The organism is Geodermatophilus bullaregiensis, assembly GCF_016907675.1.
Classification (GTDB): domain Bacteria; phylum Actinomycetota; class Actinomycetes; order Mycobacteriales; family Geodermatophilaceae; genus Geodermatophilus; species Geodermatophilus bullaregiensis.
Genome location: NZ_JAFBCJ010000001.1, coordinates 4,159,622 through 4,174,938 on the forward strand (window position 1 = coordinate 4,159,622; position 15,317 = coordinate 4,174,938).

Annotated in this window: 16 protein-coding genes and 1 tRNA gene; 9 read left to right on the top strand and 8 right to left on the bottom strand. The window is 76.3% G+C overall.

Going from position 1 to position 15,317, the window contains the following annotated elements; all coding sequences use genetic code 11:
- Positions 1-184: 184 nt before the first annotated feature.
- The 4 genes from lepA to JOD57_RS19955 all read left to right on the top strand — a co-directional run bounded on the left by lepA (position 185) and on the right by JOD57_RS19955 (position 5,306).
- Entirely contained in the window at positions 185-2,029 is a 1,845-nt protein-coding gene (gene lepA / locus JOD57_RS19940; RefSeq protein WP_204693605.1) for a translation elongation factor 4, read from the top strand.
- Between the two features lie 73 nt (positions 2,030-2,102).
- Positions 2,103-2,792: an MOSC domain-containing protein gene (locus JOD57_RS19945; protein ID WP_204693606.1), complete on the top strand. Its 690-nt coding sequence runs from the start codon at positions 2,103-2,105 to the stop codon at positions 2,790-2,792.
- Between the two features lie 62 nt (positions 2,793-2,854).
- Positions 2,855-3,556 carry an LppX_LprAFG lipoprotein gene (locus JOD57_RS19950; protein ID WP_204693607.1) on the top strand — a complete coding sequence of 234 codons (702 nt, stop codon included), beginning with the start codon at positions 2,855-2,857 and terminating at the stop codon, positions 3,554-3,556.
- Positions 3,525-5,306, top strand: a complete 1,782-nt coding sequence (locus JOD57_RS19955) for an MFS transporter (protein WP_204693608.1) — start codon at positions 3,525-3,527, stop codon at positions 5,304-5,306. The genes JOD57_RS19950 and JOD57_RS19955 overlap by 32 nt, the downstream gene beginning before the upstream one ends.
- A 66-nt stretch (positions 5,307-5,372) precedes the next feature.
- On the opposite strand, the gene JOD57_RS27070 is transcribed toward JOD57_RS19955, so the two are convergent.
- From JOD57_RS27070 to selD, 6 genes are all read right to left on the bottom strand, one after another.
- The gene (locus tag JOD57_RS27070; protein ID WP_204693609.1) at positions 5,373-5,915 is read right to left on the bottom strand and encodes a Clp protease N-terminal domain-containing protein; all 543 of its coding nucleotides are present in this window, start codon (positions 5,913-5,915) and stop codon (positions 5,373-5,375) included.
- A 3-nt stretch (positions 5,916-5,918) separates the two neighbouring features.
- Positions 5,919-6,152, bottom strand: a complete 234-nt coding sequence (locus tag JOD57_RS19965; RefSeq protein WP_204693610.1) for a helix-turn-helix domain-containing protein — start codon at positions 6,150-6,152, stop codon at positions 5,919-5,921.
- 84 nt (positions 6,153-6,236) lie between these two features.
- Positions 6,237-6,545 (bottom strand): antibiotic biosynthesis monooxygenase family protein, encoded by a 309-nt coding sequence (locus JOD57_RS19970; protein WP_204693611.1) that lies wholly within the window; start codon positions 6,543-6,545, stop codon positions 6,237-6,239.
- Between the two features lie 18 nt (positions 6,546-6,563).
- On the bottom strand, positions 6,564-7,529 hold the full coding sequence (locus JOD57_RS19975; RefSeq protein ID WP_204693612.1) for a zinc-binding dehydrogenase: 966 nt from the start codon (positions 7,527-7,529) through the stop codon (positions 6,564-6,566).
- Between the two features lie 61 nt (positions 7,530-7,590).
- Entirely contained in the window at positions 7,591-8,184 is a 594-nt protein-coding gene (locus tag JOD57_RS19980; protein WP_204693613.1) for a hypothetical protein, read from the bottom strand.
- Positions 8,185-8,326: 142 nt separating this feature from the next.
- On the bottom strand, positions 8,327-9,334 hold the full coding sequence (gene selD, locus JOD57_RS19985; RefSeq protein ID WP_204693614.1) for a selenide, water dikinase SelD: 1,008 nt from the start codon (positions 9,332-9,334) through the stop codon (positions 8,327-8,329).
- Positions 9,335-9,357: 23 nt separating this feature from the next.
- Between selD and JOD57_RS19990 the strand changes: the two genes are divergently transcribed.
- The 4 genes from JOD57_RS19990 (at position 9,358) to JOD57_RS20005 (ending at position 12,906) form a co-directional block, all read left to right on the top strand.
- A tRNA-OTHER gene (locus JOD57_RS19990) sits at positions 9,358-9,453 on the top strand.
- A gap of 37 nt (positions 9,454-9,490) precedes the next feature.
- Complete coding sequence (selA, locus tag JOD57_RS19995; RefSeq protein ID WP_204693615.1) at positions 9,491-10,801, top strand: L-seryl-tRNA(Sec) selenium transferase; 1,311 nt, start codon at positions 9,491-9,493, stop codon at positions 10,799-10,801.
- Between the two features lie 5 nt (positions 10,802-10,806).
- Positions 10,807-12,552 carry a selenocysteine-specific translation elongation factor gene (selB, locus tag JOD57_RS20000; protein ID WP_204693616.1) on the top strand — a complete coding sequence of 582 codons (1,746 nt, stop codon included), beginning with the start codon at positions 10,807-10,809 and terminating at the stop codon, positions 12,550-12,552.
- Between the two features lie 9 nt (positions 12,553-12,561).
- The gene (locus tag JOD57_RS20005; RefSeq protein WP_275582550.1) at positions 12,562-12,906 is read left to right on the top strand and encodes a PH domain-containing protein; all 345 of its coding nucleotides are present in this window, start codon (positions 12,562-12,564) and stop codon (positions 12,904-12,906) included.
- 68 nt (positions 12,907-12,974) lie between these two features.
- On the opposite strand, the gene JOD57_RS20010 is transcribed toward JOD57_RS20005, so the two are convergent.
- Both JOD57_RS20010 and JOD57_RS20015 read right to left on the bottom strand, forming a co-directional pair.
- Entirely contained in the window at positions 12,975-13,133 is a 159-nt protein-coding gene (locus JOD57_RS20010) for a hypothetical protein (protein WP_204693617.1), read from the bottom strand.
- Positions 13,134-13,245: 112 nt separating this feature from the next.
- Positions 13,246-14,016, bottom strand: a complete 771-nt coding sequence (locus JOD57_RS20015) for an enoyl-CoA hydratase-related protein (RefSeq protein ID WP_204693618.1) — start codon at positions 14,014-14,016, stop codon at positions 13,246-13,248.
- A gap of 38 nt (positions 14,017-14,054) precedes the next feature.
- Here JOD57_RS20015 and hemW point away from each other — a divergent pair, with 38 nt between their 5' ends.
- Entirely contained in the window at positions 14,055-15,275 is a 1,221-nt protein-coding gene (hemW, locus tag JOD57_RS20020; protein ID WP_204693619.1) for a radical SAM family heme chaperone HemW, read from the top strand.
- Positions 15,276-15,317 lie beyond the last annotated feature (42 nt).

The following is a 15,317-nucleotide window of genomic DNA, read 5'->3' on the forward strand; positions in this document are numbered from 1 at the left end:
CAGGAGGGAAAGGGTCTGTCGGTGCGTCCGGACGGCGTGCGTCAGCGGACCGGCCTGCCAGGCTACCAGCGCCCGCGGCGGCACCCCAAGCCGGCAGTCGGCCGGCCGGGATCGCGAGGGAGCGGGACCGGCCCCCGGCACGGTCCTCTGCAGCCGCGTCGCGCCGTGGGACGATGGCGGCACTGTGACGACTCCTGCTGCCACCGATCCCGCCCGGATCCGGAACTTCTGCATCATCGCCCACATCGACCACGGCAAGTCGACGCTGGCCGACCGGATGCTCGAGGTCACCGGGATCATCGAGGCGCGGCAGATGCGCGCGCAGTACCTCGACCGGATGGACATCGAGCGCGAGCGCGGCATCACGATCAAGGCGCAGAACGTCCGGCTGCCCTGGACCCCGCGGACGGGCGAGGCGGCCGGCGACGAGTACGTGCTCGACATGATCGACACCCCGGGACACGTCGACTTCACCTACGAGGTGTCCCGGTCGCTGGCCGCCTGCGAGGGCGCGGTCCTCCTGGTCGACGCCGCGCAGGGCATCGAGGCGCAGACCCTGGCCAACCTCTACCTGGCCCTGGAGAACGACCTCACGATCATCCCGGTCCTCAACAAGATCGACCTGCCGGCCGCCCAGCCGGAGAGGTACGCCGCCGAGATCGCGCACATCATCGGCTGCGACCCCGCCGACGTCCTGCGGGTCAGCGGCAAGACCGGCGAGGGCGTGCCGGAGCTGCTCGACCAGATCGTGGCGCAGATCCCCGCCCCGGTGGGCGAGGCCGAGGCCCCTGCCCGGGCGATGATCTTCGACTCGGTCTACGACATCTACCGCGGCGTCATCACCTACGTCCGCGTCGTCGACGGGCGGATCTCCAGCCGCGAGCGCATCAAGATGATGTCGACCGGCGCCGTCCACGAGCTGCTCGAGATCGGCGTCATCTCCCCGGAGCCCAAGCCCGTCGCCGGCCTCGGCGTCGGCGAGGTCGGCTACTTCATCACCGGCGTGAAGGACGTCCGACAGTCCCGGGTCGGGGACACGGTCACGCTGCAGCACAAGCCGGCCGCCGAGCCGATCGGCGGGTACAGCGACCCCAAGCCGATGGTCTACTCCGGCCTCTACCCGATCGACGGCAGCGAGTACCCGCTGCTGCGCGAGGCCCTGGACAAGCTGCTGCTCAACGACGCGGCGCTGACCTACGAGCCGGAGACCTCCGCGGCGCTGGGCTTCGGCTTCCGCGTCGGCTTCCTCGGCCTGCTGCACCTGGAGATCGTCCGCGAGCGGCTCGAGCGCGAGGCCGGCATCAGCCTCATCTCCACCGCGCCGAACGTCGTCTACCGGGTGGTGATGGAGGACGGCTCCGAGATCACGGTGACCAACCCCAGCGACTGGCCGATGGGCAAGATCGACAAGGTCTTCGAGCCGGTCGTCAACGCCACGGTCATCGCCCCCACCGACTACACCGGCGCGATCATGGAGCTGTGCCAGAGCCGGCGCGGCCAGCTCGGCGGCATGGACTACCTGAGCGAGTCCCGCGTCGAGCTGCGCTACACGCTGCCGCTCGGCGAGATCATCTTCGACTTCTTCGACGCCCTCAAGTCGCGCACCCGCGGCTACGCCAGCCTCGACTACTCCGAGGCCGGCGAGCAGGAGTCCGCGCTGGTCAAGGTGGACATCCTGCTGCAGGGCGAGGCCGTCGACGCGTTCAGCGCGATCGTGCACAAGGACAAGGCCTACAGCTACGGCGTGATGATGGCCGGCAAGCTGCGCGAGCTCATCCCGCGCCAGCAGTTCGAGGTGCCCATCCAGGCCGCCGTCGGCTCGCGGGTCATCGCCCGCGAGACCGTCCGCGCCATCCGCAAGGACGTGCTGGCCAAGTGCTACGGCGGTGACATCACCCGCAAGCGCAAGCTGCTGGAGAAGCAGAAGGAGGGCAAGAAGCGGATGAAGATGGTCGGCCGCGTCGAGGTCCCCCAGGAGGCCTTCGTCGCCGCGCTGTCCACCAACGAGTCGACCGCCAGCAAGAAGTGAGCGAGCGCGCGGGCTCACCCATGGGCACAGCAGCGTCCGCGAACGCGCTCGGCGAGCGCCAGCGAGCCGGGAGGTGAGTGGCCGGCTGCTGGCCGTGTGCGTCTCCGGCTCCGGCCTCCTGCCGCTGCCCGGCCGCCGTCCCGACCGCAGCGGCATCGACAAGAAGCCGGTCCCCGGCCGGGTCGCCGTCGCCGAGCTGGGACTGGACGGCGACGTGCAGGTCAACCGCAAGCACCACGGCGGCGAGGGTCAGGCGGTCTACGCCTACGCCCAGGAGGACGCCGACTGGTGGCAGCGGGAGCTCGGCCGCGAGCTGCCGCCCGGCCGCTTCGGCGAGAACCTCCGGACGGCGGGGCTCGACCTCACCGGCGCCGTCCTCGGCGAGCGCTGGCGGGTCGGGACGGCGCTGTTCGAGGTGACCGCCTGCCGCATCCCGTGCGCCAACCTCGAGCGGTTCTGGGGCGTGCCGCAGCTGATGAAGCGGTTCACCGCGCACGGCGCCACCGGGGCCTACCTGCGCGTGCTCGAGACCGGCGACGTCGGCGCCGGTGACGCCGTCGAGGTGGTCGAGCGTCCCACCCACGGCGTCACCACCGGCCGGCTGTTCCGGGCCACCACGACCCAGCGGTACCGGATCGCCGAGATCGCCCCCGCGCTGGCGCACCTCCCGGTCAAGGACCGGCCGAAGATCGCCGAGCGCATCGCCCGCGCGACGGAACGGGGAGGGGCGCGCACCCGTCCGGGGGTCGCCACCCCGGCCTGACCCTCCGGGCGCGCTACCGTCGCGCCGCGCCGGGTGCACCGGTGCGACGGGGAGGGGAGCCGATGCTGCTGCGCCGTGCCGCCGGGTTCCTCGCCGCGGTCGCGACCGCCGTGCCGCTGCTGGCCGGCTGCGGCGGGGGCGAGCCGGAGGAGACCGCCGACCAGCTGCTGGCGCGGGCCAGGACGACGCTCGACGAGGCCAGCAGCCTGCACTTCGTGCTCACCAGCCAGGGCGCGCCCACCACCGGCACCGAACTGGTCGGCGGCGAGGGCGACGTCGCCCGGCCCGCGTCGTTCCAGGGCACCCTGCAGGTGCTCGCCGCGGGCTCCGCACTCGATCTGGCCGTCGTCTCGGTCGACGGCACCGTCTACGCCCAGCTGCCGTTCACCACCGGCTACAGCGTCGTCGACCCCGCCCAGTTCGGCTTCGGCGACCCCGGCACCCTGCTCGACCCCGGGACCGGCATCTCCCAGCTGCTCGCCGACGCCGACTCCGCCGAGCTGGGGGAGGAGCGCCGGGTCGACGGCGAGGTGGTGCGCGAGGTGACCGCCGAGCTGCCCGGCGAGCGGGTCGAGCAGGTGCTCACCAGCGAGGACCCGAGCCAGCCCGTGCAGGCCCGCTTCTCGGTGGCCACCGACAGCGGCGAGCTGCGCCGCGCGGAGCTGACCGGCCCCTTCCACACCGCGGGCCAGGACGCCACCTTCACCATCGAGCTCTCCGACTTCGGCGCCGATGTCGAGATCACCGCACCGCCTGTCGGCTGAGCCGGCCGCCGCCGGGGCTCCCGCGCCGCGCCCGGTCCCCGGGCTGCCGCTGGTCGTCCTCGCCACGCTGGCCGTCCTGGTCACCGCGGCCGACACCTACGTCGTCGTCCTCGCGCTGCCCGACATCCTCACCGGGGTCGGCGTCGGCATCGACGAGCTGCAGCGGGCGACACCCATCATCGGCGGCTTCCTGCTCGGCTACACCGCCACGCTGCCGCTGCTGGGCCGGCTGGCCGACCTGCGCGGCCGGGTGCCGGTGCTGGCCGGCTGCCTGCTGCTGTTCGCCGTCGGCTCGCTGCTGACGGCGACGTCGACCGACCTCGGCCTCGCCGTCGCCGGCCGCGGCCTGCAGGGCGTCGGCGCCGGCGGGCTGGTGCCGGCCACGCTCGCGCTGGTCGCCGACCGGTGGCCGCCGGAGCGCCGCTCGGTGCCGCTCGGCGTCGTCGGCGCGGTGCAGGAGGCCGGCGCCGTGCTCGGCCCGCTCGCCGGGGCGGCGGTGCTCGCCGTCGCCGACTGGCGCGCGGTCTTCTGGCTCAACCTGCTGCTCGGCCTGGGCCTGGCCGCCGGTGTCGTGCTCACCGGCCGCGACCGGCGGCCCGACCTGCTCGGTCTGGTCCTGCTGCTGGCGACCGGCGCCGCGGCCGGGCTGCAGCTGGCCGAGCCCGCGGCGCTGGCCGAGGACGTCACCCTCGGCCTGGCGTGGGTCCCGCTGGCCGACGGCGTCCCGGCGACGACGCCGCTGGTGCTCGTCGCCGTCGCCGCCGGGATCGCGCTGGTCGTCCGCAGCCTCGTCGTCCCGGCCGGCGCGGTGCTGCCGCTGCGCGGGCTGCCGCGACTGGCCCGCGAGGTCGACGTGCTGGGCTCGCTGCTGGCCGTCGTCGCGCTCGGTGCCCTGGTCTGGGCCTTCGCCGCGGCCGACCCGGCCACCGAGGTGGTCGCGCACGGGCCGGTGCTGCTCCCGGTGGCCGCGCTGGCCGCCGTCGGCTTCTGGCTGCACGAGGGGCGCGCGCCCGACCCGGTGCTGCCGCTGCGCGCGCTGCGCCCGGCCGGCGCGTGGGGCGCGCTGCTGGTCAACCTGCTGGTCGGGGCGGCGCTGGTGGCCGCGCTCGTGGACGTCCCGCTGTTCGCCCGCGCGACGACGACGCCCGGCGACCAGCTCGGCGCGGCGCTGGTCCTGCTGCGGCTGCTCGTGGCGGTGCCGGTGGGCGCGGTGGCCGGCGGCTGGCTGTGCCGGGTCGTGCCGCCGCGGTGGGTCGCGGCCGGCGGGATGGCGCTGGCCGCCCTCGCGCTGTGGGCGATGACCGGGTGGGGCGAGCGGTCGCTGGACGGCGCCTGGTCGACCGTGGTGCTGCTCGCCGCGGGGCTGGGCTTCGGCCTGGCGATCGCCCCGGTCAACGCCGTCCTGCTGGGGGTCACCAGCCCCGCGGTGCACGGCAGCGCCGGCGCCCTGGCCGTCGTCGCCCGGACCGTCGGCATGCTGGTCGGGCTCTCGCTGCTGACCGCCGTCGCGCTGCGGCGCTTCACCGCCGAGGTGGCGGCGATCGGCTCGCCGCTGACCGTCTGCCCGGCGTCGCCGGCCGACTGCCCGGCCCACTCGGCGGCCCTCGACCAGGCTCTGCTGACGCAGCTGCACACCGTCTTCGCCGGCGCCGCCGTCGCGGCGGGGTCGGCCGCCGTGGCCGCGGTCCTGCTGCTGCGCGACGGCCGGGGCCGGGCGACGGCCGGTCCCCGCCGGCCCGCCGACGGCTGACCGGGCCCGGGCGGACCCGCGATCCCGGTCGCCCGGTCCGGCCGCCGTCCGTCCCCGGGGTCGTCCTCAGGACGCGAGGGCGGCCGTGAGGTCCCGGCGCAGCTCGACCAGGTCGACGCCGCGGTCGTGCAGGGCCTTCATCGCCAGCCCCTGGCCCTCGCGCAGCAGTCCCAGCGCGATGTGCCCGTCGCCGATGCTCCTCGACCTCAGCGCCAGGGCCTCCCGCAACGACAGCTCGAGGACCTTCTTCGCGCGCGGGCTGAACGGTATGTGCGCCGGGCTCTCGGGCCGGCGGCCCGGCTCGCCGTCCAGGGCGCCGGGCCCGAAGGTCGCCTCGACCCGGTCCCGGACCGCGTCCAGGTCGATGCCGAGCGTGGTGAGCGCGTCGGCGTCCAGGTCGTCGACGGGGCTGCGGTACCCCTGGAGCGTCTCGGCGACGGAGTCGTGCGTCAGTCCGTACCGGGACAGGACGGCGGTGCTCGGCGTGTCCTGGGTCAGCAGGGCGAGGAGCAGGTGCTCGGTGCCGACGCGCTGGTCGCGCAGCTGCCGTGCCTCGACCTGGGCGCCGATGACCGTCTCGCGCGCCTCCGGGGTGAAGCGTTCGAACACGACTCAGTCCTTCCGCCGGAGCGGCCCGCGACCGCTCGCGTACTTCTTGTGCACCGCCTGCCGGGTCACGCCCAGGAGCTGGGCGATCTGCTCCCACGTCCAGCCCTGGTCGCGCGCGTTGCCCACCTGGAGCGCCTCCAGCCGCTCGACGAGGACCCGGAGGGAACGCACGGCCGCCAGGCCGATCGCGGGATCCCGGCTGCCGGCGGCCGTCGCCGTCTGCGCTGTGTCCGCCACGCCCGTCAACCTAGGTTGCTCTACCGGCGGTGTCAACCCAGATTGACGCACCGGAGGGTGCGTCGCCGGGCGGGTGGGCGCGCCTCAGCCCTGGCCGTGCACCTCGTAGTGGCTCACGGTGACCTCGCGGTCGACCAGGTACCGGTCGTCCTCGGGGTAGAAGACCGCGCGGGAGACGTCCTCGCCGGCGAACCCGGAGACCGCGTCGCGCGACTCCCAGAAGCTGAGCGTCACGATCTCGGTGCGGCCGTCGCCGAGATCGCGGGTCAGCATGTGCGCGCCCCGGTTGCCGGGCGTCCGCCGGTACTCCGCCATGCCGGTGGCCTCGATGTACTCGGCGTAGGCGTCGCGGTCCTCGGTGCGGACCCAGCCGCGCCACATCCGTGCGATCACGGCGCTCACCTCCGCGGGTCAGAGGGTGAAGACGATCTTCCCGGCGGTGCGGCCCTCGAGCATCCGCGCGAAGCCGTCGCGCGCCTGCTCCAGGGGCAGCTCGACGTCGACGACCGGGCGGACGCCGGTGGCCGCGCACATCCGCATGAGCGCCTCGAGCTCGTCGCGGGTGCCCATCGTCGAGCCGATGACCGACAGCTGGGTGAAGAAGACCCGGTTCAGCTCGGCGCCGGGGTTGAAGCCGGTGGTCGCGCCGGAGGTGACGATGACACCCCCGGGCTTGAGCGACTTGACGCTGTGGCTCCAGGTCGCCTCGCCGACGGTCTCCATGACGCCGTCGACCCGCTCGGGCAGCCGGGCGCCGGTCTCGAACGCCTGCTCGGCGCCGAGGTCGAGCGCCGCCCGGCGCTTCTCCTCGCTGCGGCCGGTGACCCACACGCGGAAGCCGGCCGCCTTGCCCAGCACGGTCAGCGCGGTGGCGACGCCGCCGCTGGCGCCCTGCACCAGCACGGTGTGGCCGGGCCGCAACCCGGACTTCACGAACAGCATCCGGTAGGCGGTCAGCCACGCGGTCGGCAGGCACGCGGCCTCGGCGAGGGACAGCTCGGCCGGCTTGGGCAGCACGTTGCGCCGGGGGACGGCGACCCGCTCGGCCATCGTGCCCTGGTGCAGCTCGGAGAAGAGCGTGCGCCTGGGATCGAGCGTCTCGTCGCCGGTCCACTCGGGGGTCGCGACGACGCCGTGCACGACCACCTCGTTGCCGTGCTCGTCGAGCCCGGCCGCGTCGGTGCCCAGGATCATCGGCATGCGCTCCTGCGGCAGGCCGATGCCGCGCAGGCTGAACAGGTCGTGGTGGTTGAGCGAGACGGCCTTGACCTGCACCGTCGTCCAGCCGTCGGGCACCTCCGGCTCGGGGCGGTCCCCGACCTCCAGGACGGAGAGCGGGTCGTCGGGCGAGGGCGAGGACACGAAGACGGCGCGCATGCGCCGGACGTTAGGACACCGCCGTCCGGCGGGCGACAGCGCGCCCGCCGGACGGCCGGCTTCAGGCCCCTGCGTCCTGCACCCAGCCCGGCGGGCAGACGTTGTGGTCGTGGGACAGGCCGCCCCCGTTGAGCAGGTCGAGGTCGGACTGGGGGCCGTCGGACAGCGAGACGCCGCCGGAGACGGTCGCCTGCCGGGTGAGGTAGCGGCCGACGGTGCAGTCGTAGAGGGGCTCCCGCTGCGACCTGCCCACCCCGGTCCAGGTCACGTCGACCGTCGCCGTCCCGCTCTCGACGCGCGGTGCCAGGCCCTGCGGGGCGTCCCGTTCGGTGCAGGTGTAGTCGTACGACGCGACCACGCGCGCCGACTCCAGCTGCTCGACCTCCGCCACGGTCGCGTCCTCGCCGTCCACCGTGCAGGACCAGGCCGGGCCGAACAGTCCGAGCCGGAGGGACGTCCCCGAGCCCCTGACCTCCTCGACGGTCACCTCGGCGAACAGCTCCTCGCCGGTGTCGCTGAACACCGCCCACGCCCGGGAGGCCGTGTAGGGCCCGACTCCCTCGGGTGGTGCCGCGGCCGCGGCGCCCGCCGTCGCGCCCAGGGCCGCCGTGGCCAGCAGCACGGTCAGTGCCCGCCCGGCCGTCCTCGTCCTCATGCCGTCCTCCTCACGAGCCGGTGCCCGGGACGTCCGGGTCCGGTGAGCGGGAGGGTGACAGCCGCCGGCGCGGCGCCGGAAGCGGTTCTCACGCACCCCCGGCCGGGGAGGACGGCGCGTCGGCCGCGACGCGCCGGGACGGTCAGCGGACGACGACGACGGCGTCCCGGCGCGGCACGAACTCGCCGATCACGGGCGTGCCGGGGACCTCACCGGCCAGCAGCAGCCCACCCGACGTCTGGGCGTCGGCCAGCAGCAGCGCCTCGTCCTCCGACACCGCCGACAGGTCGGTGTGCGGGCGCACCCAGTCGAGGTTGCGGCGTGTGCCGCCGGAGACGAACCCGTCGGCCAGCGCCTGCCGCGCCCCGGTCAGGTAGGGGACGGCGGCGGCGTCGACCACCGCGGTGACCCCGCTGGCCCGCGCCATCTTGTAGAGGTGGCCGAGCAGCCCGAAGCCGGTGACGTCGGTGCCGGCGCGGATGCCCGCGGCGACCGCGGCCCGGCCGGCGTCCCGGTTGAGCGCGGTCATCGAGGCCACCGCCTCCTCGCTGACCTCGCCGGTCGCCTTCATGCGGCTGTTGAGGACCCCGACGCCGAGCGGCTTGGTCAGCGACAGCGGCGTCCCGGCGGCGGCGGCGTCGTTGCGGATGACCCGGTCGACGTCCACCAGGCCGGTCACCGCCATGCCGTACTTGGGCTCGGGGTCGTCGATCGAGTGCCCGCCGCCGACGTGGCAGCCGGCCTCCTGCGCCACCTCGAGCCCGCCGCGCAGCACCTCGGCGGCGAGCTCGGCGGGCAGCACGTCCCGCGGCCAGCCGAGCAGGTTGACCGCGACCACCGGGGTGCCGCCCATGGCGTAGACGTCGGACAGCGCGTTGGCCGCGGCGATCCGGCCGAAGGTGTACGCGTCGTCGACGACCGGGGTGAAGAAGTCGGTGGTCAGCACCAGGCCCTGCCCGCCGGGGATGCGGACGACGGCCGCGTCGTCGCCGTCGTCGAGCCCGACGACCAGCTCGGCGGCGGGGTCGGCCGGGCCGGTGCGGGTGAGCCCGGCGACGACGGCCTCGAGCTCGCCGGGCGGGATCTTGCAGGCGCAGCCGCCGCCGTGCGCGTACTGGGTGAGCCGGATCGTCGCGGGCGCGCTGGTCACCGCTCCACCGTAGGCTGGCCGGCGGAGGCGTCAGGGTGCCTGGTGGCCCCCGCGGCCTCTAAAGCCGACGTGGCCGAGCAGCTCGGTCAGGCGGGTTCGATTCCCGTCCGCCTCCGCCAGCCTCCCCGCGGGCCGGCGCGCATACGCTCCGCAGCGATGAGCGCCGACCTGCGGCGGGCAGTGCCCCGTACCGACACGCTGCTGGCCGACCCCGCGCTGGCCGCGGCCTCCGCCCGGCTGGGGCGCGAGCTGGTCAAGGACGTCGTCCGCGGCGTCCAGCAGCGGGTGCGCGACGGCTCGCTCGGCCCGGACGACGCCGTCGCCGCCGTCCTCGCCGGCCTCCCGGGTACCGCGGGCAGCCTGCGGCCGGTGCTCAACGCCACCGGGGTCCTGGTGCACACCAACCTAGGGCGGGCGCCGCTGTCGGCGGCCGCGGTCGAGGCCGTGGTCGCCGCCAGCGGCACCACCGACGTCGAGCTCGACCTGGGCAGCGGCCGGCGCGGGCCCCGGGGGGAGGCGGCCCTGGCGGCCCTGCTCGCGGCCGTCCCGGCGGCCGGGGCCGCGATCGTGGTGAACAACTGCGCCGCGGCCCTCGCGCTGGTGGCGACGGCGCTCGGCGGGGAGCTGGTCATCGCCCGCGGCGAGCTGGTCGAGATCGGCGACGGCTTCCGCATCCCCGAGCTGCTGGAGTCCACCGGCGCCCGGCTGCGCGAGGTCGGCACCACCAACCGCGTGGCGCTCGAGGACTACACGCGCGCGCTCGGCCCGGGCACCGGCGCGGTGCTCAAGGTGCACCCGTCGAACTTCGTCGTGCGCGGCTTCACCCGGTCGGTACCGGTCGCCGACCTGGCCGCGGGGCTGGCCGGCACCGGCGTCCCGCTGGTCGCCGACGTCGGCTCGGGCCTGCTGCGCCCGCACCCCGTCCTGCCCGGGGAGCCCGACCTGCAGACCACGCTGGCCGACGGCGCCGACCTGGTGCTGGCCAGCGGCGACAAGCTGCTCGGCGGCCCGCAGGCCGGGCTGGTGCTGGGGCGGGCCGAGCTGGTGCAGCGGCTGCGCCGGCACCCGCTGTACCGGGCGCTACGGGTGGACAAGACGACGCTGGCCGCGCTGGAGGCCACGCTGCGCGGCCCGCTGCCGCCGGTGCAGGAGATGCTCGCCGCCGGCGTCGCCGGGCTGCGCCGCCGCGCCGAGGCGCTGGCCGCCCGGCTGGCGTCGGCCGGCGTCGACGCCCGGGCCGTGGACTCGGCCGCCCGCGTGGGCGGGGGAGGGGCGCCCGAGCACCCGCTGCCCAGCGCCGCGGTGTCGCTGCCGGGCTCCTTCGCGGAGCCGCTGCGCCGGGGGGCCTGCCCGGTGGTCGGGCACGTCGAGGACGACCGGACGCTGCTCGACCTGCGCAGCGTGCCGCCGTCGGCCGACGGCGACCTGGCCGCCGCGGTGCTGGCCGTCGCCGGGCGGGGAGCCTGACCGGCATGGACGTCCTCGCCACGGCCGGGCACGTCGACCACGGCAAGTCCACCCTCGTGCGGGCGCTCACCGGCATGGAGCCCGACCGGTGGGAGGAGGAGCGCCGCCGCGGCCTGACCATCGACCTCGGCTTCGCCTGGACGACGCTGCCCTCGGGCCGGGTGCTGGCCGTCGTCGACGTCCCCGGGCACGAGCGGTTCGTCGGCAACATGCTCGCCGGGGTGGGGTCGGTGCCGGCCGCGCTGCTGGTGGTCGCGGCCGACGACGGCTGGTCGGCGCAGACCGCCGAGCACGTCGCCGTCCTGGACGCGCTCGGCGTGCGGCACGCGCTGCTCGCCGTCACCAAGGCCGACCTCGCCGACCCCGCGCCCGTCCTCGCCGACGCGACCGAGCGGCTGGCCGCGACGTCGATGGGCGCGGTGCCGGGGGTGGCGGTCGGCGCGCCGACCGGACGGGGCGTGCCCGAGCTGACCGCCGCGCTGGAGACGCTGCTCGCCGGGCTGCCGGCGCCCGACCCCGCCGCCCCGGTGCGGCTGTGGATCGACCGCGCGTTCCCCGTCCGTGGCGCCGGCACGGTCGTCACCGGCACGCTGGCCGCGGGGGCGGTGGCCGCCGGGGACCGGCTGCAGCTCGGCGGCCGCGAGGTGGGCGTGCGCGGCGTGCAGTCACTGGGCCGGCCGGTGGAGCGGGCGAGCGCGACCGCCCGGGTGGCGCTCAACCTGCGCGGCGTCGCCGTCGAGGACCTCTCCCGCGGCGACGCCCTGCTCACCCCGGGCGCCTTCCGCTCCACCGCCGAGGTCGACGTCGTCCTCGCCACCGAGCCGGAGGACCGGCTGCCGGCCGAGGCGGTGCTGCACCTCGGGTCGGCGGCGGTGCCGGTGCGGGTGCGGACGCTGGAGGGCGCGGCGGTGCGGCTGCGGCTGGCCACCCCGCTGCCGCTGCGGGTCGGCGACCGGGTGCTGCTGCGCGACCCCGGAGCCCGGCGGGTGCTCGGCGCCGACGTCCGCGACGTCGCCCCACCCGAGCTGCGCCGGCGCGGCGCGGCGCGGCAGCGGGCGGCCGAGCTGGACGGTCAGGACGCCGGGCCGGCGGGTGCGGCGGCCGACCTCGCGCGCCGCCGGGTGGTGCGCGCCGCCGACTTCACCGCGATGGGCTGGCCGGTGCCCGACGACGCCGTCCGCGCCGGGCCGTGGCTGCTCGCGCCGGGGCTGGTCGGCGAGCTCGCCCGCCGGGTGCCCGGGCTGGTCGCGGCGCACCGGCAGGTCCACCCGCTCGAGCCGGGGCCGCCGGTCGCCGTCGTCCGGCGGGAGCTCGACCTGCCCGACGACGACCTGGTGCGACTGGTCGTCCGGCCGCCGCTGGCGCTGCGCGAGGGCCGGGTCGTGGTGGCCGCCGCCGGGCTGCCGCCGGCCGTGCAGCGGGCGGTCGACGCGATCCGCGCCCGGCTGGCCGGCGACCCCTTCGCCGCGCCGGACGCCGACGAGCTGCGCGCCGCCCGGCTCGGCCCGCGGGAGCTGGCCGCCGCCGTGCGCGACGGGCAGCTGGTGCGGATCGCCGAGGGCGTGTACCTGGCGCCGGGCGTGGAGGGGGTGGCGCGGGCGCGGCTGGCCGCCGTGCCGCAGCCGTTCACCCTCAGCCAGGCCCGCTCGGCGTGGGGGACGACGCGGCGGGTGGCGGTGCCGCTGATGGAGTGGCTCGACGTGCGCGGGGTGACCGAGCGGCTCCCCGACGCCAGCCGCCGGCTGCGCTGACCGATCCGCCTGGGAGCCCGCGGCGACGTTTCGCGACGTCGCGGGCGCGTCGCCCCGCTGCTCATCCCGGGTGAGCAGGTGCACTTCGCCTTCAGGACCGTCCGCGACTTCGTCGTCCTCAGGAGCGAGCGGCTCATCGCGGTCGACGTGCAGGGCTTCTCCGGCAAGAAGCGGGACGTCACCTCACTGCCCTACGGCAAGGTCCAGGCCTTCTCCGTGGAGACCGCCGGCACCTTCGACCTCGACGCCGGGCTCGACCTGTGGTCCAGCGGCTCGGGCGAGGTCCGGCTGGAGTCCACGGGCAACTCCGACATCCGCCAGCTCGGGCAGCTGATCGCCACCCACGTGCTCTGAGCGTCCTCGTGCTCTGCCCACACCCATGGGTAGAGCACGACGGTCGGCGGGAGGGGTCCGCTCCCGGCTCAGGCGCCGCCGGCCTCGCGCAGCATCCGGTCGCGCTCGTCGCTCTCGGTGACGATCGGCCGCACCGCGCCGGCGTCCACCGTCTCGACGGTCTCGTCGGGGTCGACGGGCTGCGGCAGGGTGCGGAAGCGCTCGCGCGGGTCCTCCGGGTCGGTCATGTCCGCAGGGTCCCGGCGCGGCGAGCTCCGGGCAACCGGCAGGGACCCGGTGGAGGCGCGGACCTCGTGCTCCGGGTCGCCTGCCGACTCAGAGCACGAGGTCGCCGGGGACCTACTCCGCCGCGGGCACCCAGCGGGCCGGCCGCTTCTCCCGGAACGCGGCGATGCCCTCCTGGCCCTCCTCGCCGGCGAAGGCCCGGGCCGAGAGGTCGAGCAGGTCGTCGAAGGAGCCCCGCAGGCCGCCGGCGCGCAGCAGCCGCTTGGTCTCGGCCAGCGCCCACGGCGAGCCCGCCGCCAGCGCCCGCACCTGGCCCTCGACGGCGGCGTCGACCTCCTCGTCGGGCGCGGTCAGGTCCACCAGCCCCCCGGCGGCCGCCGCGGCGGCGTCGAACACCTCGCCGGTGAGCATCAGCCGGTGCGCCACGTGCGGCAGCACCCGCGGCAGCACGACGGCGGAGATGACCGCCGGCACGATGCCCAGCCGCACCTCGGAGAAGGCGAACGTCGCCGACGCCCCGGCCACCACGACGTCGCACGCGGCCAGCAGCCCGACCCCACCGGCGCGGGCGGGACCGCGGACGGTGGCCACCACCGGCTTGGGTGCGGTCCAGATGCGCTCGAGCAGCTCGGGCAGCTCGCGCACGCCCTGGTCGCCCGCGCCGGCACCCACGGCCTCGGACAGGTCCATCCCCGAGCAGAAGACCCGGCCGGTGTGGTCGAGCACCACCACCCGCACGGCGTCGTCGGCCAGCGCGGCGTCCAGCGCCTCCCGCAGCCGGGCGCGCACCGCGCGGGACAGCGCGTTGCGGTTGGCGGGGGAGTCGAGCGTGAGGGTCGCGACCCCGCGCTCGACCGAGACCTGCAGCACCTCGTCGTCGGCCACGACCGGACATCCTGCCGCGCGCGGCACACTGGGGTCAGATGAACACCGTCCTGCCGCTGCTCGACGCCCCGCCGGCGACCCTGCAGCTCCCCGAGAGCGCCCGCGAGGGGCTGGCCCGGACGCCCTTCGGGCTGTACGTGCACGTGCCCTTCTGCGCGACCCGCTGCGGCTACTGCGACTTCAACACCTACACCTCCGACGAGCTCGGCCCCGGCGCCAACCGCGCCGAGTACGCCGGGACGGCGATCGCCGAGCTCCGGCAGGCCGCCGACACCCTCGGCCCCGACCTGCCCACGGTCTCCACGGTCTTCGTCGGGGGCGGCACCCCGACGCTGCTGCCCGCCGAGGACCTCGCCGCCGTCCTCGCCGCGGTCCGCGAGCTGTTCCCCGTCGCGCCCGACGTCGAGGTGACCACCGAGGCCAACCCCGAGTCGGTGACGCCGGCCAGCCTGGCCACCCTGCGCGCGGCCGGCTTCACCCGGCTCAGCCTGGGCATGCAGTCGGCCGCCGAGCACGTGCTCGCCGTCCTCGACCGCCGGCACACCCCCGGTCGCGCCGCCGAGGCCGCGCGCGAGGCCCGCGCCGCCGGGTTCGAGCACGTGAACCTCGACCTGATCTACGGTACGCCGGGGGAGACCGACGCCGACTGGGCCGCCTCGCTCGACGCCGTCCTGGCCGCGCCGGTCGACCACGTCAGCGCCTACGCGCTCATCGTCGAGGACGGCACCCGGCTGGCCCGGCGCATCGCCCGCGGCGAGCTGCCGGTGCCCGACGACGACGTCCTCGCCGACCGCTACGTGCAGGCCGACACCACGCTGCGCGGCGCCGGCTTCGACTGGTACGAGGTGAGCAACTGGTCGCGCGGCGACGCCGCCCGCTGCCGGCACAACGAGCTGTACTGGGCCAACGCGAACTGGTGGGGCGTCGGGCCCGGCGCGCACAGCCACGTCGGCGGCGTGCGCTGGTGGAACGTCAAGCACCCCGCCGCGTACGCCGGGCGGCTGGCCGCGGGGGAGGGCCCGGTGGCCGACCGCGAGGTGCTCGAGCCCGCCGACCGCGCGCTGGAGACGGTGATGCTCGGCCTGCGGCTGCGCGACGGCCTGCCGCTGACCGCGCTGTCCGGCGCCGGCCGGCTGCGTGCCGCCGACGCCGTCGCGCGCGGCCTGCTCGACCCGGACGCGCACGCGGGGGGCCGGGCGGTGCTCACCGACCGCGGCCGCCTGCTCGCCGACGCCGTCGTCCGCGACCTGACCGACTAGAGGACCACCCGGCTCCCACCTCTGGTGAGCTCGGGGCGGGCC

Bases quoted from the DNA above. Each gene is read 5' to 3' on its own strand.
- hemW (WP_204693619.1), top strand. From the start codon at position 14,055: ATGAACACCGTCCTGCCGCTGCTCGACGCCCCGCCGGCGACCCTGCAG.
- JOD57_RS19950 (WP_204693607.1), top strand. From the start codon at position 2,855: ATGCTGCTGCGCCGTGCCGCCGGGTTCCTCGCCGCGGTCGCGACCGCC.
- selB (WP_204693616.1), top strand. From the start codon at position 10,807: ATGGACGTCCTCGCCACGGCCGGGCACGTCGACCACGGCAAGTCCACC.
- JOD57_RS19975 (WP_204693612.1), bottom strand. From the start codon at position 7,529: ATGCGCGCCGTCTTCGTGTCCTCGCCCTCGCCCGACGACCCGCTCTCC.
- JOD57_RS19955 (WP_204693608.1), top strand. From the start codon at position 3,525: ATGTCGAGATCACCGCACCGCCTGTCGGCTGAGCCGGCCGCCGCCGGG.
- JOD57_RS20010 (WP_204693617.1), bottom strand. From the start codon at position 13,133: ATGACCGACCCGGAGGACCCGCGCGAGCGCTTCCGCACCCTGCCGCAG.
- selA (WP_204693615.1), top strand. From the start codon at position 9,491: ATGAGCGCCGACCTGCGGCGGGCAGTGCCCCGTACCGACACGCTGCTG.
- JOD57_RS19980 (WP_204693613.1), bottom strand. From the start codon at position 8,184: ATGAGGACGAGGACGGCCGGGCGGGCACTGACCGTGCTGCTGGCCACG.